Source organism: Bradyrhizobium sp. SZCCHNS3016 (assembly GCF_032484535.1).
Classification (GTDB): domain Bacteria; phylum Pseudomonadota; class Alphaproteobacteria; order Rhizobiales; family Xanthobacteraceae; genus Bradyrhizobium.
This window is the reverse complement of record NZ_JAUETE010000027.1, coordinates 1-18,230: the sequence shown is the minus strand read 5'-3', so window position 1 is coordinate 18,230 and position 18,230 is coordinate 1. Positions and strand designations below refer to the sequence as shown.

Genomic DNA, 18,230 nt, shown 5'->3' with positions numbered 1-18,230 from the left:
TCGCGTTAAGCCTTACTGATAGATCGGGAACCGGTCGGTCAGCGCCTTCACCTTCTCCTTGACCGCAGCTTCCACCAGCGGCGCGCTGCCGTCCGGCGCCTGTGCGATCGCGTTCAGCACCTCGGCGATCAGGCTGCCGACCTGCTGGAATTCGGCGACGCCGAAGCCGCGGGTGGTCGCCGCGGGGGTGCCGAGGCGCAGGCCCGACGTGACGAACGGCTTCTCGGGGTCGAACGGGATGCCGTTCTTGTTGCAGGTGATGCCGGCGCGGACCAGCGCCTTCTCCGAGACGTTGCCCTTCAGAGCCTTGGGCCGGAGGTCGACCAGCATCAAATGGTTGTCGGTGCCGCCGGAGACGATGTCGAAGCCGTGCGCGCGCAGCGATTCCGCCAGCGCCTTCGCGTTCTCGACGATGTTCTTCGCGTAAGTCTTGAACTCCGGCCGCAGCGCCTCGGCGAAGGCCACCGCCTTGGCCGCGATCACATGCATCAGCGGACCGCCCTGCAGGCCCGGGAAGATCGCCGAGTTCAGCTTCTTGGTCAGCGCCTCATCGTTCCAGAGGATCAGGCCGCCGCGCGGGCCACGCAGCGATTTGTGGGTCGTGGTCGTCGTGACGTGGGCATGCGGCACCGGCGAGGCATGTACGCCGCCGGCGACGAGACCGGCGAAGTGCGCCATGTCGACCAGGAGGTAGGCTCCGACGTGGTCTGCGATCTCGCGGAAGCGCTTGAAGTCCCACGGGCGCGAGTAGGCGCTGCCACCGGCGATGATCAGCTTCGGCTTGACCTCCTCGGCCTGCTTGGCGACCGCATCCATATCGATCAGATGATCGTCGCGGCGGACCGTGTAGTGCGCGGCCTTGAACCACTTGCCGGACATGTTGACCGGCGAGCCGTGGGTGAGATGGCCGCCGGCGGCGAGGTCGAGGCCCATGAAGGTGTCGCCGGGCTGCAGGAGCGCCAGGAACACGGCCTGGTTCATCTGGCTGCCGGAGTTCGGCTGGACGTTGGCGAAATTGGCGCCGAACAGCTTCTTGGCGCGGTCGATCGCGAGGTTCTCGGCGACGTCGACCCATTCGCAGCCGCCATAATAACGCGCGCCCGGATACCCTTCCGCGTACTTGTTGGTCATCACCGAGCCCTGGGCCTCCAGGACCGCCCGGCTGACGATGTTTTCCGAGGCGATCAGCTCGATCTCGTGCCGTTGCCGACCGAGTTCACCCTTGATGGCGGCGGCGATTTCGGGATCGGCCTCGGCCAGGGTGGCGGAGAAGAAGGAATCGACTGACGAGGCGGGCTTGGCGCTGGAAGCGGTCATCGGCGGAATATCTCCACGTCCGCAAGGCCTTAGGTGGCCTGCGGTCGGTTCAGTGAAGTCGGTCGGAAAAGACCCCTGCCCTTACCATATGGGCGGCGGCAGGCCAAGGGACAGGCCAAGCGGTTGCGGGTCAAACCGGATATTTGCGCCAGATATGGTGGACGAGGTCCGGAGCAAGCCCTGCTCAAGCCCCGCCGCAGGAGTGCCAGCTTTCCGACATCTGCCACGTTTCCTTGGTCCGGAGATTGGTCGCCTTGTAGATTCGCCCCCGATCATCGCCGGGCGGGCATTTCTTCGGCTTCCAGACGGTGCAGAGGCGCACGGGATCGCCCCGTTTGGAATGGGCCACGGCGGCGTTCCACTCTGCGTCGATCTGCTCGGCACCGTTCTGGTACAGCACGGGCCTCCCCGGATCCATAATGGGATCACCATACTTGTCGCGCTTCTCGCCGCGCTTGAACGGGGTAGGCGACAGCGGCTCATCAAACCGATCAGCAATTTTCGTGATCGTCGTCTCTGCGCAGGCGCCTATTCTGGCCAGTGCTTCTCGACTGTTCGGTCCCTTCTGGGGTTAAACCGTCTCAGCCATACTCTTCGTGGGCAGGCTCAGCTCACCGCACGCGAAGGCCAAGATTCCTGCCACGACAATGACTCGGGACACCAAATGCATCGCCCCCCCAAATACAAACAACCTGCATGAAACCGGACGGTCTCATACAGGTTGTGAGGCAAGCGCGCGGCGAGCAATGCCGCACCGAAAGAAATCAGAGGCCGGTGTAGCCCGCCTTCACCGGATCGACGCGGCCATCGAGCTGACGCAGATAGGTCAGGCCGCATACCGTCAGGCGGTGCGGATCGCGCTCGCCGGCTTCGAACAAGGTCTGGATATAGGCGCTCACCTTGCGGCGCGCCTCGTCGCTCGCCGCGGCGGTGCGGTTCGCCAGCAGGTCGTAAGTGTGCATGATGCGATCGATGGCGGCTTCCATATCATCCCCTCTTGAACGTCAGGCCGTCAGGCAGACTTGAACATCGAGATCGCCTTGTTGGCGAGCTTGAGCTTGTTGAATTCTCCGCGGTGAATCAGCTGAACAATGATGTCGACAAGTCTCTCGTTCGGCGCGAACTCCTCTGGCAGCTCGCCGGAGAGACGCAGATAGTTGGAGGCGATGGCATAGGCATCCCCAACCATCGCCACGTTCATGACTTGCATTCCGGCATCGTGCAGCATGGTCCGACCTCCGGTCCAGGGACATAAGCCCAGGAGCCTCGATTGGTTCCAATTCGGACCGGGGTTTTTGCCAAGGTTTTTGCCAAGGCGAACAAGAAAACGCCGGCCCGAAGGGGCCGGCGCAAGAACGACTTCCAGACGATCAACGGCTGTCCGGTCTTGGCTCTCGATGTCTGAGGCCGGCTCAGCCGAAACGGTGAGACCGGCTCAGAGGCGATACAGGATCTGGTCGGTCCAGAACCGCTCGAGACGATGCAGCGACTTGTTGAGCGTGGAGAACTCCTCGCTCGAAATGCCGCCGACCTGCTCCACGGTCTTGACGTGCTTCTGATACAGCGAGTCGACGATGCGGCGGATCTCCTGCCCCTGCGGGGTCAGGCGGATGCGGACCGAGCGGCGATCGACGCGCGAGCGCTGGTGGTCGAGGAAGCCGAGCTCGACCAGCTTCTTCAGGTTGTAGGAGACGTTGGAGCCGAGATAGTAGCCGCGCGTGCGCAGCTCGCCCGCGGTCAGCTCCTTGTCGCCGATGTTATAGAGCAGCAGCGCCTGGACCGAATTGATATCGGAACGACCACGGCGGTCGAACTCGTCCTTGATGACGTCGAGCAGACGGCGATGCAGCCGCTCCACCAGCGTCAGTGCTTCCAGATAGAGCGACTGCACGGTGCCGCCCTGGCCCGGCGCAGCAGTCTCCACGGCCGTCGCAACGGCTTTCATCATGACACTTCCCCTGTCGTCGTTTTTGTCGACTTATTCGACGAAACTTTTGTCCCGTCTGATAGAACGAACTTAAGGGGCGTGCTTTGAAGATCGCCTTAAATAAGAGCATAAAGAGAGAATGAATCGCGGAGAGTGAATCCTCTTTTAATTCAGTAATTACAGAGGCTTTTGCAATAGTCCGTTGACGGTCGAGGAGCGATGTTCGCGGTTCGTTTCACCCACCTGTCGCATTACAAAACACGCTTGGGTAGCGCCGCTAAGGTCTCTGTAACGGCTGTGGCAGACGCTCTTAAGGTGTTCGAAACATTACTTGCATCGCGCTGAAAAGATTTACAGCGTGCAACGAATTTTCCGCACGACCTATGGTGGCCGCTCCCGGGCCGCCATCCAGGCCAGTACGAGGTAGGCGGCGAGCATGACCGCCTCGCCCGCGACCACCAGCAGATTGCCGCCATAGATGCCCGGGAACATGAGCTCGATGACCGCCATCGACACGACCGTGGTGAGCCACACCACCGCGCCCCACGGCGTGGCTAGCCACAGGCCCACGGCGGCGACGAGCTCGATCACCGCGAAATAGACCGTCGCGGCCTGCCAGGCCATCGCCTGGTTCTCGAACGCGTCGTCCTCGCCGCCGATGAAGCCGGTCACCTGGGCCCAATGGTAAAGGCCCTTGGCAATCGAGAGCATGGCCATGACCCGCAGGAACAGCACGAGCCGCCGCGTCCAGACATTGTCGTCGCTCTCGCGCCGATCCGAGGACATGGCGGCAATCGACATGGCGGCGTTGTCACGCGCCAGATCTCGCGCCGAGGGAATCTCAGCCATGGCAGCTCGAGCAGAACAGGCGGGTCGTCATTGGGGCCTCTCAAGACCAGGAGCATGGCGATTCTTGGCCGGCCGGCACCGTGAAATCAACCGGGCCGGAAATCAACCGGGCCGCTTGCGTCAGGTCAAGTGACGGGCGACGGGCAAAGTGCTACAGATTGTTGGAATTACAACAAGTCAAAATCCGGCTCGCCGGTCAGCAAGGAGCCAGCCCCCCATGGCGATCAAATTCGGGCGCCCGATCGACCTGCGCGACACCGCGCGCAATCCGGCCACTGGACTGACGCCGGCGCTCGACCTCACCATCCGTCCCCGCCGCAACCGCAAAGCTGAATGGGCCCGCCGGCTGGTGCGCGAGAACGTGCTCACGACGGACGATCTGATCTGGCCCCTGTTCGTGGTGCAGGGCGACCGGACCCGCAGCACCGTCGCCTCGATGCCGGGCGTGGAGCGGCTGAGCGTCGACGAGATCGTCCGCGACGCCGAGCGCGCCGCCAAGCTCGACATTCCCTGCATCGCGCTGTTCCCCTATACCGAGCCGTCGCTGCGCGACGAGCACGGCTCCGAGGCCTGCAACCCGGACAATTTGGTCTGCCAGGCGGTGCGTGCGATCAAGAAGGAGTTCCCGGAGATCGGCGTGCTCTGCGACGTCGCGCTCGATCCGTTCACCAGCCACGGTCATGACGGCCTCATCAAGGACGGCCGCATTCTCAACGACGAGACGGTCGCCGTGCTGGTGCGCCAGGCCCTGGTCCAGGCCGAAGCCGGCTGCGACATCATCGCGCCGTCGGACATGATGGACGGCCGGGTCGGCGCGATCCGCCAGGCCCTGGATCAAGCCGGCTTCCTCGACGTGCAGATCATGGCCTATGCGGCCAAATATGCCTCCGCCTTCTACGGCCCGTTCCGCGACGCGATCGGCTCGGCCAAGACGCTGACCGGCGACAAGCGCACCTACCAGATGGACAGCGCCAACTCCGACGAGGCGCTGCGCGAGGTCGAGCTCGACATCGCCGAGGGCGCCGACATGGTGATGGTGAAGCCGGGCATGCCCTATCTCGACGTCGTCAGGCGCGTGAAGGACACGTTCAGCATGCCGACCTTCGCCTATCAGGTGTCGGGCGAATACGCGATGATCACGGCCGCCGCCAACAATGGCTGGATCGACGGCGACCGGGCGATGATGGAGAGCCTGCTGGCCTTCAAGCGCGCCGGCGCCGACGGCGTGCTCACCTATTTCGCCCCCCAAGCTGCCGAGCGGCTGCGGCAGCAGCGTTGAGGAGGCGCTGGGATCTTTCCGAGACCCCCACGCTCCTTGAGCGCGCCGCTCCTTTCGCCTGCGCGGGCCGCCGGCTCGCGAAGTTCTGGCTTACAAGTCGCGAAATAGCCGGAAATTTGCCGCGTCCCATGCACGAACGGCCCTTGCAAGCGCAAGAGGGGTTCCCATGTCCTGGGTGCCAATCCGGAGGGCTTATTCATGGCGTATATGGGTTCAGGCGATAGCAATGGCGGTCCCGGTGCTCGGCCACACGCCTACGATCCCTATCAGCAGCCGGAATTGTTTCGCGGCGTGCTGACGCGGCGGATGATTGCATTCCTGATCGATCTCCTGGTGCTCTCGGTCCCGGTGATCCTGGCGGTGATCTTCATTGCCGTGTTCGGCGTGGTCACGCTGGGTCTCGGCTGGGCGTTGTTCTGGCTGGTGTCGCCGGCTGCGGTGATCTGGGCCATCGTCTACTACGGCGCAACGATCGGCGGGCCGAACTCGGCGACGATCGGCATGCGGGTGATGGATCTGGAGGTACGGACCTGGTACGGCGCGCCGGGCTATTTCGTGCTCGGTGCCGTGCACGCGGTCTGCTTCTGGATCTCGGTCTCGGCGTTGTCGCCGTTCGTGCTGCTGATCGGACTGTTCAACAGCCGCCGCCGGCTGCTGCACGATTTCGTGCTCGGTACCGTCGTGATCAACACGTCCGTGCGCTCGCAACTGACTGAACCGGCTCGCACCTGATGAGACGTCCGGTGGCACTGCAAAAGCGATTGACCGGCCGCCTCCGGAGCGCAATTCTGTTGATGATCGCCTCGGAGGCTCACGACGTTCCTTGACCCAGCATTCGCGTGACACCCCGCAATTCTACCTGACCGCGCCCTCGCCCTGCCCCTATCTGCCGGGGCGGCAGGAACGCAAGGTGTTCACGCATCTGGTCGGCGACAAGGCGACCGATCTCAACGACCTCCTGACCCATGGCGGCTTCCGCCGCAGCCAGTCGATCGCTTACCGGCCGGCCTGCGACCAATGCCGCGCCTGCGTGTCCGTCCGCGTGATCGCCAACGAATTCCGCCCCTCGCGCAACTTCCGCAAGGTGCTCGCGCGCAATTCCGATCTGGTCGGCGAGCAGCGCAGCGCCGTGCCGACCTCCGAGCAATACTCGATCTTCCGCAGCTATCTCGATCAGCGCCATCGTCATGGCGGCATGGCCGACATGACGGTGCTCGATTACGCCATGATGGTCGAGGACAGCCATGTCGAGACGCGAATCATCGAGTACCGCCGCCGCAATCTGAGCAACGGTCCGAATGCCCGCGGCGGCGAACTGGTCGCCGTGGCGCTGACGGACGTGCTCAGCGACGGCCTGTCGATGGTGTACTCGTTCTTCGACCCCTCGGAGACCACGCGCTCGCTCGGCACCTTCATGATCCTCGACCACATCGCCCGGGCGCGGCGCCAGGGTCTGCCCTACGTCTATCTGGGCTACTGGATCGAGGGTTCGAAGAAGATGGACTACAAGAGTCGCTATCTGCCGCAACAACGTCTCGCGGCTGCCGGCTGGCTGCGCGTGGATGCCGAAGGCGACACCGCGCCCGAGCCGCAGGACTAGAGGAGGCGAATAGCGAATGGGGAGTAGCGAATAGAGCGCTTCGAACGTCCCTATTCGCTTTTCCCCTTCGCTATTCGCCTCTCCTCATCATCCCGTGGCCAGATCCCACACCAGCTTGGTATTGAGCGCGATGATCACCACCGCGATCAAGGTCGCGATCGCCGTCAGCCAGCGCGGCGCCACGAACTGCCCCATCTTGGCCCGGCTCGCGGTGAGCAGCACCAGCGGCACGATCGCGAACGGCAATTGCAGGCTGAGCACGACCTGACTGAGGATCAGCAGTTGCCCGGTGGCCTTCTCGCCGGCCCAGATCGTCACCACCACGGCCGGCACGATGGCGATCATGCGGGTGATCAGCCGGCGCAGCCAGGGCGCGATCCGCCAGTGAAGAAAGCCTTCCATCACGATCTGACCGGACAGAGTCGCGGTGATCGTCGAATTCAGGCCGCAGCACAAAAGCGCGATCGCAAACAGCGTCGGTGCCAGCGTCGACCCGAGCAGCGGCGCCAGGAAGGAATGCGCCTGATCAAGCTCGGCGACGTCGCGTTGTCCGGTCCGGTGGAACGTCGCCGCCGCCAGGATCAGGATCGAGGCGTTGATGGTCAGCGCAAGGCAGAGCGCGATGGTCGAATCGATCGTGGAGAGCGTGATCGCCTCGCGCTTGTCCTCTGGGCTGTCGCCGTAGCCGCGGGTCTGGACCAGACCCGAGTGGAGATACAAATTGTGCGGCATCACGGTAGCGCCGAGAATGCCGAGCGCCAGATAGAGCATCTCTGGGTTGGCGATCAGCTGTCCGCTGGGGACGAAGCCCTTCACCACCTCGGCCCAGTCCGGCTGCGCCATCGCGATCTGGATCGCGAAGCACAGCGCGATGATGCCGAGCAGCGCGACCACGAACGCCTCGATCCAACGGAAGCCGAAGGCCTGCAGCGCCAGGATCAGGAAAACATCGAGCGCGGTGACGCAGACGCCGATCGACAGCGGCAGCCCGAACAGCAGGCTGAGACCGATCGCAGTACCGATCACCTCGGCGAGGTCGGTGGCCGTGATCGCGATCTCCGCCGACAGCCACAGCGGCAACGAAACCCAGCGCGGCGTCGAATCGCGGCACGCCTGGGCCAGGTCGCGGCCGGTGGCGACGCCGAGCCGGGTGCACAGCGACTGCAGCACGATCGCCATCAGGTTGGACAGCAGCGCGACCGACAACAGCACGTAGCCGAACTTGGCACCGCCGGCGAGCGAGGTCGCCCAATTGCCGGGGTCCATGTAGCCGACCGCGACCAGATAGCCGGGTCCGAGAAAGGCGAGCAGCTTTCGCCAGAGCGACCCCTTGGTTGCGGTTCGCACCGTCGCGAACATGTCGCCGAGAGAGGGCTCACCGCGCTCACCGCGCCAGCCGGAGCGGCCGTCGCTGGGCGGAACCAAGGCTTGCAGTTGCGAAAGATCTGACGGTTTTGCGTCCATTCCGCTATCCTGAACGAAACCGACCTTTAATGCAACTGATTTGCAAGTAGAGGAGCGCTGCAGGTGGGTGCCCGCGAGCGTTGGTATTAATCCAATACCATTCCATCATGGCAGCTGCTCGCCCTTGCCGATTCGCGAGAGCGCCTGAAGCACACACGAATCGGCGCGGCCGGGTCCCCGTCTCCCCACTGACCGGATCCAACATGTCTGCCCACCTTGGCCTCCGACCGATCTCCAACGCGCCTGTTCCTTGCAAGATCTGTGACGGTCCTGCCGACCTCTACGGCGTCGTCGACATGAACCGCCCATGCCAGACGGCGCATGCGTATCGCGCGCCGCTCTCGGGCGTGCCCATCTATTACCGGCGCTGCGCGGACTGCGGCTTTCTGTTCACCGACGCATTCGACGACTGGAGCATCGAGCAGTTCAAGACGCACATCTACAACGACGGCTACGAAGCCGTGGATCCCGACTATCGGGTCAAGCGCCCGACCGACAATGCGGCGGCCGTCGCCCGCTTCTGGGCGCCACACAAGGCCGGCATGCGGGTGCTCGACTTCGGCGGCGGCAACGACGTGTTCTGCACCGGCCTGCGTGCTCAAGGCTTTGCGGAAGCGGTCACCTATGATCCGATGGTGGCCGAGCACGCCACCCGCCCCGATCGCAAGTTCGATCTCGTCACCTGCTTCGAGACGCTGGAGCACGTGCCCGATCCGCTGGCGACGATCGGAGCCATGGCGGCCTGCGTGGCCGAACCGGGCGCGGTGTTCTACTCGACGTTGACCCAGCCGGACGACTTCGACAGCCAGGGCATGTCCTGGTGGTACATTGCGCCGCGCAACGGCCACATCTCGATCTACACCCAGCATGCGCTGGCGCTGGCCTGGCACCGGTTCGGCTTCAAGACGGCGCCGCTGAATGCCGGCACGCATCTGGCGTTCCGCACGCTGCCCCCGGAATGGGGATTGGCCGAGGCACCGACCGCGGCATAGGCCGTCCACAGCACGACGGCCGATGCCGGAGATCAGGAAGCGGGTGGGCGCAGGGAGACGGAGCGGCGATGATGGCCACATCATCAAATCAGGTTCCTCTTCATGCCTCCTTCTCCCGTCCTGCCCGCCGGCTTCCACCGCCTCGCCTGGTCGAACCTCACCGCGCAATCGGCCGAGCAGATCGCGCTCGCCGCAGCACCGATCGTCGCGGTGCTCGCACTCGGCGTTGGCGAGGGCGCGACCGGCCTGCTGCAGACGGCACTGACCGCGCCCTTCGTGCTGTTCGCGATCCCTGCGGGGCTGCTCGCCGACCGGATGTCGCGACGGCTGCTGATGGCCCTGGCAGAGACGCTTCGCGCGCTCGCGCTGCTCGCGATCCTCATCGCCTTCGCGTCCGGCGCGCTCACGCTGCCGCTGCTGGCGGCGCTCGGATTCGCGGCGGTGTGCGGCACGGTCGTGTTCAGCGTCGCAGCGCCTGCCCTGGTGCCGAGCCTCGTCGCCCCGGCCCAGTTGGCCCCTGCGAATGCGCGCATCGAGCTTGCCCGCACCATCGCCTTTGCCACCGGGCCCGCGCTGGGCGGCATGCTGGTCGGCTGGATCGGCGGCGCTCCGGCCTTCGGCTGCGCCGCGGCGCTCTCGCTGATCGCAGCCATGTGCCTGGCCGGCATCGCCGAGCCCGCCCGTGCGCCGGTGCCGCGCCGCCATCCGCTCGCCGACATCCGCGAAGGCGCTGCCTTCGTGCTGCATCATCCGCTGCTGCGGCCGGTGTTCGTCACCCAGTTCATCTTCAACACCGCGCATTTCCTGCTGCTCGCGGTGTTCGTGCCCTATGCGGTGCATCGGCTCGGCCTGTCGGCGGGAGGCGTCGGCACGGTGCTGTCGATGTTCGGCGTCGGCATGGTGTGCGGTGCGCTGCTGGCGACGCGCATCATGCGGCGGCTGCCGTTCGGCACCGTCATCGGGCTCGGCCCCGTCACCGGCTTCGCCGCGGCACTCATCATGGCACTGACCACGTTCGTCCCCTCGCCCTACCTTGCCGCCCTCAGCTTCTTCCTGCTCGGCGCCGGGCCGATCCTCTGGGTGATCTCGACCACGACGCTGCGGCAGTCGGTGACTCCGGCGGGCCTGCTCGGGCGGGTGTCGGCCATCAACATCCTCAGCTACGGCGCCCGTCCGCTGGGCTCGCTGCTCGGCGCGGTCGTCGGCGGCCGTTACGGCGCCGACATGTGTCTCTACCTCGTGGCCGCCATCTTCGGCCTGCAGGCGCTCGTCATCCTCGCCTCGCCGGTCGTCGCGATCGCACGCCAGCCGGAGCCGCAGCCCGCCTAGCGATAGACCAGGATCGGCACGGTCGAATGCGTCAGCACCTTCAAGGTCTCGCTGCCCAGGATCGCCGAGACGCCGCGCAGCCCATGCGAGGCCATCAGCACCAGATCACAATGCTGCTTGCGCGCGGTCTCGACGATCGCCTCATAGGGCTTGTCGTGCTCGACGCAGAGCGTGGCGCAGGCGACGCCGGCCTGCTCCGCGTCGTCCTTCACATGATCGAGGTATTTCGCGGTCTGATCGGCCACCAGCGACTTGTATTGCGCAAGCGCCTTGGTCGCAGCGTGGGGATCGACGACCAGCGAATGCAGCGGCGTCGACACCACCAGCGCCGTGACCCTGGCCCCGGTCGCCTTGGCGAGCGCGATACCGTGCTTGATTGCGGCCTTGGAAAGGTCGGACCCATCGGTCGGCAGCAGAATATGTTTGTACATGAGCTTTCACCTCCCGGCAGAGGATGCTGGGCAGACTCGCTTCTGCGGGGCATTGACGTGGGTCAAGGGTGCGACATCTCGTCCGCCAGGTAGTTCTCGTAGGCCCGCGTGGCCGACGCGCTGCCGGCAAGTTCCGGATCGAGAGTGAAGAGATCCTGCGCGCGGCCGATGCCGCGCAGCGCGTAGCGACCGGTCGACACCAGATAGCGGCGACCTTCGTCGTCGAGCCCCTCGCAGAACTCGGAGGATGCCAACAGTTCGCGATCGACCGAGCGGCACATCGAGGCGATGCGGCTGACCTCGTTGACGGCCGGTCCCACGACGGTGAAGTCGAGCCGGTCCTCGCTGCCGATATTGCCGTAGAACACCTCGCCGACATGCAGGCCGACATAGGCCGAGGTGACGGGCCGTCCCTCGCCGGCGCGCCGCGCGTTCAGCTTCATGATGTTCAGCCGAAAGCGATGCTCGGCGCGCAGCGCAGCGTGACGGGCCGAGGCCATGTCGCCGCCGGTGAAGATCGCCAGCACGCCGTCGCCGATCAGCTTCAGCACGTCGCCGCCCGACTCGTAGATCGCGTCGATCGATGCCTCCGCATAGTCGTTGAGCAGCGGGATGATCTCGTCCGGCGAGATGCTCTCGCTGATCGCAGTCGAACTGCGCAGGTCGGAGAACCACAGCACCGCATTGATGCGCTCGGTGACACCGCGGGAGATCCGGCCGCGCAGCACCTGCTCCGACGCATCGCGGCCGAGATAGACGCGGCCAAGGGTTCGCACGATATCGACCTGCTGCGCGGATTTGATCGTCAGCGCGAGCAGCGGGACCAGGTCGCGCAATGCGCCGATCTGCGTGTCGGTGAAGCCGCCGTCACGTCGCGTCAGCCAGTTGGAATAGAAGCAGTCCATCTGGCCGAGCGTTCCGGCTTCCCCGAACCGGTGCACGAAGGCGAGATAGTGCCGATGCCCCTGTGCGGAAAGCTCCTCGATGACCGGAAAATCGAGATGCGCACAATTCGTGAAGTCGATGCTGAACTCGTCATGGCCGTTCTCCAGCATGTGGTGGAAGACCGAGCGCCGCCAATTCTGTGCCGCCTCTCCCTCATTGCTGGAGCCATATTCAAAGCTGTCGGCTTCGTTCGTGTCGAAATCGTTCCAGCGGAAGCCACGCCCCTCGAAAATCGGATGCAGCGTATCGATGATCGCAAGGCTGCGCGACAATTCAAGCCCGGCCACGCGGCAGCGCTCGCAGAAGCCGCGCAGGATCTCATTTTCCGGCATGCCGGTCAGGCTCTGAGCCACGAGCCAGTTCGCCACTTCGAGACGGGTCGCCGTGTCCATGGTTTCAGCTCACCAACGCGTCACGATCCGGAAAGCTTCAGGCAGGCCGGCTCACCACCTCGCCGTCCTCCTTGGTGAAGGAGGAGACGGGATGATCGAGCAGGTCGAGCACAAGTTCGGACGGGCGGCAGAGCCGCGCGCCCTTGCTGGTCACCACGATCGGCCGGTTGATCAGGATCGGATGCGCGAGCATCGCCTCGATCAGCTGGTCGTCGGTCCATTTGGGATCGCCCAGCCCAAGCTCGGCATAGGGCGTGCCCTTTTCGCGCAGCACGTCGCGCACCTTGACGCCCATCGCGTTGATCAGCGCAATCAGTTGCTCGCGGCTCGGCGGGCTTTTCAGATATTCGATCACCTCAGGCTCCTCACCCGAGGCGCGGATCATCGCGAGCGTGTTGCGCGACGTGCCGCAGGCCGGATTGTGAAAGATCGTCACGGGCATGGGCTGTCCAGTCGTTGCGTTCCAAAGGCACATTCCCGTGCCATGCGTCTCCCCCCACGCATCGTGTCCCTGATGGTGCGGCCGCGATGCGGGAATTGGTCACTGTTATCACGGCGCCGCCGCCGGCCGGAATGGGAACTCCGCCGGTCGAGCGAAATCGCCGGCGCGCTGTGCAGACTGGCAGGAAGGAACTGACCCATCGCGGCTCACACCACGTCGGCAGGAGCGAGCTTGCAGGCGCAGCCATCGGCCTCGATCTGGAGGGTCGGATGCTGGATGTTGAAGCGATGTGACAGCTCGGCGCAAACGCGATGCAGGAATGCATCATCCGTTCCGCCTGCCCGTACCAGATGCGCCGTCAGCGCGGTCTCGTTGGTGCTCATCGCCCAGATGTGGAGGTCGTGCACCTCGCTGACGCCGTCGAGGGAGGCGAGATATTCGCGCACCTCCGGCAGCGCGATGTCGCGCGGCACGGCGTCGAGCGCCAGATTGACGCTGTCGCGGGCGAGATCCCAGCCGCTCAGGAGCACAACGAGCGCGATGACCAGGCTGACCACCGGATCGATCCACAGCCACCCCGTCCAGATCGTGACCAGCGCCGCCACGACCACGCCGAACGACACGGCGGCATCGGCGGCCATGTGCAGGTAGGCGCCGCGAATGTTGAGGTCGGTGTCGCGGCCGCGCATGAACAGCATCGCGGTGGCGCCGTTGATGGCGATGCCGAGCGCGGCGACCCACAGCACGGTGGTGCCAGCCACCTCGCCCGGATTGCGCAGGCGATCGAACGCCTCGACGGCGATGCCGCCGACCACCACCAACAGCAGCCCCGCATTGATCAGCGCCGCCAGGATCGAGGCGCGGCGATAGCCGTAGGTATGGCGGTCGGTCGGCCGCCGGCCCGCCAGCCATAGGGCGCCCCAGGCCAGGAGCAACGACATCACGTCGGACAGATTGTGGACGGCGTCCGAGATCAGTGCCAGCGAATGCGCGGCATAGCCGAACACAAGCTCCGCGATGACGAAGGCCGTGTTGAGCGACACGCCGATCGCAAAGGCCGAACCAAAGCTCACCGGCGCATGGCTGTGGCCGGCATGGCCGTGGGCATGTGAGGGGCCATGATCATGGGAATGGTCATGGCCGTGATGATGAGAATGCGAGTGCGCCATCCAACGTGCCCCCGGGCGATCGCGCGCCTCGCGATCGCCCGCTGTCTGATATAGACGGCCGCTCGACGGATACTATTACGTCGCTACTCGATCGGCCGGTTGAACTTGTTCGACTTCGGCAGCCCCTGCGCGATGCGCCCGGCATCGGCGCGGTTGCCGCGGTAGTCGGCCAGCTCCTTCCAGCTCAGCCCCTGGTCGCGGCCGGCGGAATCCTTCCAGGCCAGTCCCTGCTTCTGCTCGAAGGTGGTGACGTCGGAGAGCTGCGCGCTGGTGTATTTCTGGAGCCGGACGCCGCGGCCGCGCGCCATCTCCGGCACCTGGTCGAGCCCGAACACCACCATCTTGTGGTTGGTGCCGATGACCGCGACCTGATCGCCCGCGACCGTCGTGATCGCGCGCGCTTCCGCCGGCGCGGTCACGTTGAGCACCTGCTTGCCCTTGCGGGTGTTGCTGACGCAATCCTCCTCCTTGACCACGAAGCCCTGGCCGTCCGAGGCGGCAATGAGGAACTTGCGCTCCCCCTTGTTGACGAACATCGACACGATCGAGGCGTCCTGGTCGAGGTCGATGAACATGCGGATCGGCTCGCCATGACCGCGCCCGCCGGGCAGCTTGCCGACATCGAGCGAGTAGAACTTGCCGTTGCTGGCGAACAGCAGCACCTTGGATGTGTTCTCGGCGAAGAACGCCTGGCCGAGCTGATCGTCGGTCTTGAACTGCAGGTTCGACAGGTCGGCGACGTGGCCCTTCAAGGTGCGCACCCAGCCCTTGTCGGAGACGACGACTGTGACCGGCTCGCGCTCGATGAAGGCTTCTTCAATAGCGGCGAGATCGTGCTCGGGCGCGTCGGCGAAATTGGTGCGGCGCTTGCCGAGCGGCGTCTTCGGCCCGAACATGTCGCGGACCGTCTTGACCTGCTCGCCGACCTTGGCCCATTGCAGCTCCTCGGATCCGAGCAGCGCATTGATGCCCTTCAGCTCGCCGCGCAGATTCTTGTCCTCGGTGCGGATCTCCATTTCCTCGAGCTTGCGCAAGCTACGCAGGCGCATGTTGAGGATGGCCTCGGCCTGCACCTCGGTGAGCTTGAACGTCTTCATCAGCACCGGCTTGGGCTCGTCCTCGGTGCGGATGATCCTGATCACCTCGTCGATGTTGAGGTAGGCGATCAAATAGCCGCCGAGAATCTCCAGCCGGTTCTCGATCTGCTTCTTGCGGTAGTTCGAGCGCCGCAGCAGCACGTCGCGCAGATGGTCGAGCCATTCGCGCAGGCACTCGGCTAGGCCCACCACCTTGGGGATGCGGCCTTTGATCAGCACGTTGAGGTTCAGCGGAATCTTGCTCTCGAGATCGGTGAGCCGGAACAGCGATTCCATCATCAGCACCGGATCGACGTTCTTCGACTTCGGCTCGATCACGAGCCGCACGTCCTCGGCCGACTCGTCACGGACGTCGCCGACCAGCGGCAGCTTCTTCTCGTTGAGCAGCTCTGCGATCTTCTCGACCAGCCGTGACTTCTGCACGAGATAGGGAATCTCGGTGATGACGACGATCCAGGTGCCGCGGTTGCCCTCCTCCTGCTTCCACTTGGCGCGGACACGGAACGAGCCGCGGCCGGTGGTGTAGGCCTCGATGATCGACTCCTTGGAATCGATCACGGTGCCGCCGGTCGGGAAGTCCGGCCCCTTCACCCAGCGCAGCAGCGCGCGCGACTTGGCGTCAGGCTTCTCGATCAGATGCAGCGACGCGTCGCAGAGCTCCGCGGCATTGTGCGGCGGAATCGAGGTCGCCATGCCCACCGCGATGCCCTGCGCGCCGTTGGCCAGCAGGTTCGGGAAGCCGCCGGGCAGTACGACCGGCTCCTTCGACTGGCCGTCATAGTTCGGCCGGAACTCGACGCCGTCCTCGTCGATGCCTTCCAGCAGCAGCCGCGCGACATCGGTCATGCGCGCTTCGGTGTAGCGGTAGGCTGCCGGATTGTCGCCGTCGATGTTGCCGAAATTGCCCTGGCCGTCGACCAGCGGATAGCGCGAGGAAAAGTCCTGCGCGAGGCGGACCATCGCGTCGTAGATCGCCTGGTCGCCATGCGGATGGAACGAGCCCATCACGTCGCCGACGATCTTGGCGGATTTCTTGAACGCCGTGCCCGGGTCGAGCCGCAGCAGCCGCATGCCGTAGAGGATGCGCCGGTGCACGGGCTTGAGGCCGTCGCGCGCGTCCGGCAGTGCGCGGTGCATGATGGTCGAGAGCGCGTAGGCGAGATAGCGCTCTTCCAGCGCATCCCGGAGCGTCACCTCGTGAATCTCGGCTGGTTCCGGCGGAATCAGTGATTTTCCCATTCGCGTTGAGCTTTCAGTGGGTTAGCCCTTGAGCCTGAGCTAGCGTGAACGATTTGGGAACAGGCTTTATGCGATGATGCGCTGGGGCGCAATGACGGCCCTGCCCGGTTCCCCGAGGAAAAAGCCGGGACTTCGGCCGCGGACCGCAACCCGGCCCGAAAATCATGCAGTTCACGTGACGCCGACGCATGTCGCAACGCTCACGGATTGAGCAGCCGACCCGCGTCCCGTTGAGGTGCAACGATGTCGCACACGAGTCTGTGTAGCTGAGATCGTCACCCGCCGTCGCTAAGGTGACGGCGCTCATCCTCGCCGACGCAACGGCCCTGCGAGGAGAGCCATCGCGCCGCGCCTTGAACGCGGCAGATCCCATCCAGTGAGAAAGGCAGATGCTCCATGAGCTCAGGATTCTTGACGACATCGGACGGCACGCAGATCTTCTACAAGGACTGGGGATCGGGCCAGCCCATCGTCTTCCACCACGGCTGGCCGCTGTCGTCCGACGATTGGGACGCGCAGATGCTGTTCTTCCTCGACAAGGGTTTTCGCGTCATCGCGCACGACCGGCGCGGTCACGGCCGCTCCAGCCAGACGGAGACCGGCAATGAAATGGACACCTACGCCGCCGATGTCGCTGCGCTTGCCGCGAAGCTCGACCTGCGAGACGCGATCCATGTCGGCCACTCCACCGGCGGCGGCGAGGTCGCGCGCTACGTCGCCAAGCACGGCAAGGGCCGCGTCGCCAAGGCCGCGTTGCTCGGAGCGGTACCACCGATCATGCTGAAGACGGCGAGCAATCCCGGCGGACTGCCGATCGAGGTGTTCGACGGCTTCCGCACGGCGCTCGCCGCCAACCGCGCGCAATTCTTCCTCGATATTCCGACCGGCCCGTTCTACGGCTTCAACCGCGACGGTGCCAAGGTCTCCGAAGGCGTGATCCGCAACTGGTGGCGCCAGGGCATGATGGGCGGCACCAAGGCCCACTACGATTGCATCAAGGCCTTCTCGGAGACCGACTTCACCGAGGACCTGAAGGCGATCGACGTGCCGGTGCTGCTGATGCACGGCGAGGACGACCAGATCGTCCCGATCGACGATTCCGCGCGCATCGGCATCAAGCTGTTGAAGCATGGGACCTTGAAGACCTATCCGGGATTTCCGCATGGCATGGCAACGACGCATGCTGATGTGATCAATGCGGACCTGCTGGCGTTCATCAGGGGCTAGGTTTACCGCGATCTCGTCGCGCATTTCACACACCGCGTCACCCCCCGCGTAGGCGGGGGGGTCCCGTACGCCTTAACATCCGACTCCTCCCGGACGGCCGGTGATTGCTGGGTCGCCCGCCTGCGCGGGCGATGATTGCGTTCTACAATTGCCGTTATCGCGAGCGCAGCGACGCGATCCAGAGCCGGCACTGCGGTTGGATTGCTTAGTCGCCTTCGGGTCCTCGCAATGACGACCGCATGCGTGTCTGCCGTCTCGCGACGCCATCGGCGCCCGAGCTATCAGGATCGATCACCCTCATCTAACAGAGGGCGCAGGGAAGGCCAGACCTCGACTGAGGCCCGTGGCCCGCCTGCGAAAAAAATGCAGGCGGCAGGTACCACAGGTCAGCCGGACGACCCGGCCTTCCCTGCGCGATGGGCTTCCGACTTATACGCAGTCTCCCCGGTGTCCGGGCTTGTTAGCTGTGGAGCCTCAGGAGGTTGTCCTCGGTTAAACCGAGTCTGCTGATAGGCGGCTGGGAGTTTATGC

18 protein-coding genes are annotated in these 18,230 nt (G+C 64.8%); 6 read left to right on the top strand and 12 right to left on the bottom strand.

What is annotated here, in order from left to right; all coding sequences use genetic code 11:
• Positions 1-12: 12 nt before the first annotated feature.
• The 6 genes from glyA to QW881_RS31420 form a co-directional block, all read right to left on the bottom strand.
• Positions 13-1,317: a serine hydroxymethyltransferase gene (gene glyA, locus QW881_RS31445; RefSeq protein WP_315740224.1), complete on the bottom strand. Its 1,305-nt coding sequence runs from the start codon at positions 1,315-1,317 to the stop codon at positions 13-15.
• Positions 1,318-1,501: 184 nt separating this feature from the next.
• Positions 1,502-1,717: a hypothetical protein gene (locus QW881_RS31440; protein WP_315758571.1), complete on the bottom strand. Its 216-nt coding sequence runs from the start codon at positions 1,715-1,717 to the stop codon at positions 1,502-1,504.
• Between the two features lie 364 nt (positions 1,718-2,081).
• The gene (locus QW881_RS31435; protein ID WP_315711437.1) at positions 2,082-2,303 is read right to left on the bottom strand and encodes a hypothetical protein; all 222 of its coding nucleotides are present in this window, start codon (positions 2,301-2,303) and stop codon (positions 2,082-2,084) included.
• Positions 2,304-2,329: 26 nt separating this feature from the next.
• On the bottom strand, positions 2,330-2,545 hold the full coding sequence (locus QW881_RS31430) for a hypothetical protein (RefSeq protein WP_315740226.1): 216 nt from the start codon (positions 2,543-2,545) through the stop codon (positions 2,330-2,332).
• A gap of 207 nt (positions 2,546-2,752) precedes the next feature.
• Complete coding sequence (gene ldtR, locus QW881_RS31425) at positions 2,753-3,265, bottom strand: transcriptional regulator LdtR (RefSeq protein ID WP_008962376.1); 513 nt, start codon at positions 3,263-3,265, stop codon at positions 2,753-2,755.
• Positions 3,266-3,625: 360 nt separating this feature from the next.
• Positions 3,626-4,093 carry a DUF6163 family protein gene (locus QW881_RS31420; RefSeq protein ID WP_315740227.1) on the bottom strand — a complete coding sequence of 156 codons (468 nt, stop codon included), beginning with the start codon at positions 4,091-4,093 and terminating at the stop codon, positions 3,626-3,628.
• 217 nt (positions 4,094-4,310) lie between these two features.
• Here QW881_RS31420 and hemB point away from each other — a divergent pair, with 217 nt between their 5' ends.
• The 3 genes from hemB (at position 4,311) to QW881_RS31405 (ending at position 6,972) form a co-directional block, all read left to right on the top strand.
• Positions 4,311-5,372, top strand: coding sequence for a porphobilinogen synthase (gene hemB, locus QW881_RS31415; RefSeq protein WP_315758572.1), 1,062 nt, complete (start codon positions 4,311-4,313; stop codon positions 5,370-5,372).
• 198 nt (positions 5,373-5,570) lie between these two features.
• The gene (locus tag QW881_RS31410) at positions 5,571-6,104 is read left to right on the top strand and encodes an RDD family protein (RefSeq protein ID WP_315758573.1); all 534 of its coding nucleotides are present in this window, start codon (positions 5,571-5,573) and stop codon (positions 6,102-6,104) included.
• Positions 6,105-6,195: 91 nt separating this feature from the next.
• Positions 6,196-6,972, top strand: a complete 777-nt coding sequence (locus QW881_RS31405; protein ID WP_315740230.1) for an arginyltransferase — start codon at positions 6,196-6,198, stop codon at positions 6,970-6,972.
• A gap of 87 nt (positions 6,973-7,059) precedes the next feature.
• Here QW881_RS31405 and QW881_RS31400 read toward each other — a convergent pair whose 3' ends face one another.
• Complete coding sequence (locus QW881_RS31400; protein WP_316159128.1) at positions 7,060-8,436, bottom strand: Nramp family divalent metal transporter; 1,377 nt, start codon at positions 8,434-8,436, stop codon at positions 7,060-7,062.
• Between the two features lie 203 nt (positions 8,437-8,639).
• Here QW881_RS31400 and QW881_RS31395 point away from each other — a divergent pair, with 203 nt between their 5' ends.
• Both QW881_RS31395 and QW881_RS31390 read left to right on the top strand, forming a co-directional pair.
• The gene (locus QW881_RS31395; RefSeq protein WP_315775170.1) at positions 8,640-9,428 is read left to right on the top strand and encodes a class I SAM-dependent methyltransferase; all 789 of its coding nucleotides are present in this window, start codon (positions 8,640-8,642) and stop codon (positions 9,426-9,428) included.
• Between the two features lie 102 nt (positions 9,429-9,530).
• Entirely contained in the window at positions 9,531-10,757 is a 1,227-nt protein-coding gene (locus QW881_RS31390; RefSeq protein ID WP_315758576.1) for an MFS transporter, read from the top strand.
• On the opposite strand, the gene QW881_RS31385 is transcribed toward QW881_RS31390, so the two are convergent.
• The 5 genes from QW881_RS31385 to parC form a co-directional block, all read right to left on the bottom strand.
• Positions 10,754-11,188 carry a universal stress protein gene (locus QW881_RS31385; RefSeq protein ID WP_315740234.1) on the bottom strand — a complete coding sequence of 145 codons (435 nt, stop codon included), beginning with the start codon at positions 11,186-11,188 and terminating at the stop codon, positions 10,754-10,756. The genes QW881_RS31390 and QW881_RS31385 overlap by 4 nt on opposite strands.
• 62 nt (positions 11,189-11,250) lie before the next feature.
• A complete protein-coding gene (locus tag QW881_RS31380; RefSeq protein ID WP_315740235.1) occupies positions 11,251-12,525 on the bottom strand; it encodes an adenylate/guanylate cyclase domain-containing protein in 1,275 nt (424 codons plus the stop codon).
• A gap of 37 nt (positions 12,526-12,562) precedes the next feature.
• A complete protein-coding gene (gene arsC / locus QW881_RS31375; protein ID WP_315758577.1) occupies positions 12,563-12,967 on the bottom strand; it encodes an arsenate reductase (glutaredoxin) in 405 nt (134 codons plus the stop codon).
• Between the two features lie 206 nt (positions 12,968-13,173).
• Positions 13,174-14,136, bottom strand: a complete 963-nt coding sequence (locus QW881_RS31370) for a cation diffusion facilitator family transporter (RefSeq protein WP_315758578.1) — start codon at positions 14,134-14,136, stop codon at positions 13,174-13,176.
• 83 nt (positions 14,137-14,219) lie between these two features.
• Complete coding sequence (gene parC / locus QW881_RS31365; protein WP_315758579.1) at positions 14,220-16,472, bottom strand: DNA topoisomerase IV subunit A; 2,253 nt, start codon at positions 16,470-16,472, stop codon at positions 14,220-14,222.
• 396 nt (positions 16,473-16,868) lie between these two features.
• On the opposite strand from parC, the gene QW881_RS31360 reads away from it, so the two are divergent.
• On the top strand, positions 16,869-17,699 hold the full coding sequence (locus QW881_RS31360) for an alpha/beta hydrolase (RefSeq protein ID WP_315758580.1): 831 nt from the start codon (positions 16,869-16,871) through the stop codon (positions 17,697-17,699).
• Positions 17,700-18,230: the final 531 nt, after the last annotated feature.

Excerpts from the sequence above, each read along its gene's own strand:
- glyA (WP_315740224.1), bottom strand. The coding sequence starts at position 1,317 with ATGACCGCTTCCAGCGCCAAGCCCGCCTCGTCAGTCGATTCCTTCTTC.
- QW881_RS31435 (WP_315711437.1), bottom strand. The coding sequence starts at position 2,303 with ATGGAAGCCGCCATCGATCGCATCATGCACACTTACGACCTGCTGGCG.
- QW881_RS31430 (WP_315740226.1), bottom strand. The coding sequence starts at position 2,545 with ATGCTGCACGATGCCGGAATGCAAGTCATGAACGTGGCGATGGTTGGG.
- ldtR (WP_008962376.1), bottom strand. The coding sequence starts at position 3,265 with ATGATGAAAGCCGTTGCGACGGCCGTGGAGACTGCTGCGCCGGGCCAG.
- QW881_RS31420 (WP_315740227.1), bottom strand. The coding sequence starts at position 4,093 with ATGGCTGAGATTCCCTCGGCGCGAGATCTGGCGCGTGACAACGCCGCC.
- hemB (WP_315758572.1), top strand. The coding sequence starts at position 4,311 with ATGGCGATCAAATTCGGGCGCCCGATCGACCTGCGCGACACCGCGCGC.
- QW881_RS31410 (WP_315758573.1), top strand. The coding sequence starts at position 5,571 with ATGGCGTATATGGGTTCAGGCGATAGCAATGGCGGTCCCGGTGCTCGG.
- QW881_RS31400 (WP_316159128.1), bottom strand. The coding sequence starts at position 8,436 with ATGGACGCAAAACCGTCAGATCTTTCGCAACTGCAAGCCTTGGTTCCG.
- QW881_RS31395 (WP_315775170.1), top strand. The coding sequence starts at position 8,640 with ATGTCTGCCCACCTTGGCCTCCGACCGATCTCCAACGCGCCTGTTCCT.
- QW881_RS31390 (WP_315758576.1), top strand. The coding sequence starts at position 9,531 with ATGCCTCCTTCTCCCGTCCTGCCCGCCGGCTTCCACCGCCTCGCCTGG.
- QW881_RS31385 (WP_315740234.1), bottom strand. The coding sequence starts at position 11,188 with ATGTACAAACATATTCTGCTGCCGACCGATGGGTCCGACCTTTCCAAG.
- QW881_RS31380 (WP_315740235.1), bottom strand. The coding sequence starts at position 12,525 with ATGGACACGGCGACCCGTCTCGAAGTGGCGAACTGGCTCGTGGCTCAG.
- arsC (WP_315758577.1), bottom strand. The coding sequence starts at position 12,967 with ATGCCCGTGACGATCTTTCACAATCCGGCCTGCGGCACGTCGCGCAAC.
- QW881_RS31370 (WP_315758578.1), bottom strand. The coding sequence starts at position 14,136 with ATGGCGCACTCGCATTCTCATCATCACGGCCATGACCATTCCCATGAT.
- parC (WP_315758579.1), bottom strand. The coding sequence starts at position 16,472 with ATGGGAAAATCACTGATTCCGCCGGAACCAGCCGAGATTCACGAGGTG.
- QW881_RS31360 (WP_315758580.1), top strand. The coding sequence starts at position 16,869 with ATGAGCTCAGGATTCTTGACGACATCGGACGGCACGCAGATCTTCTAC.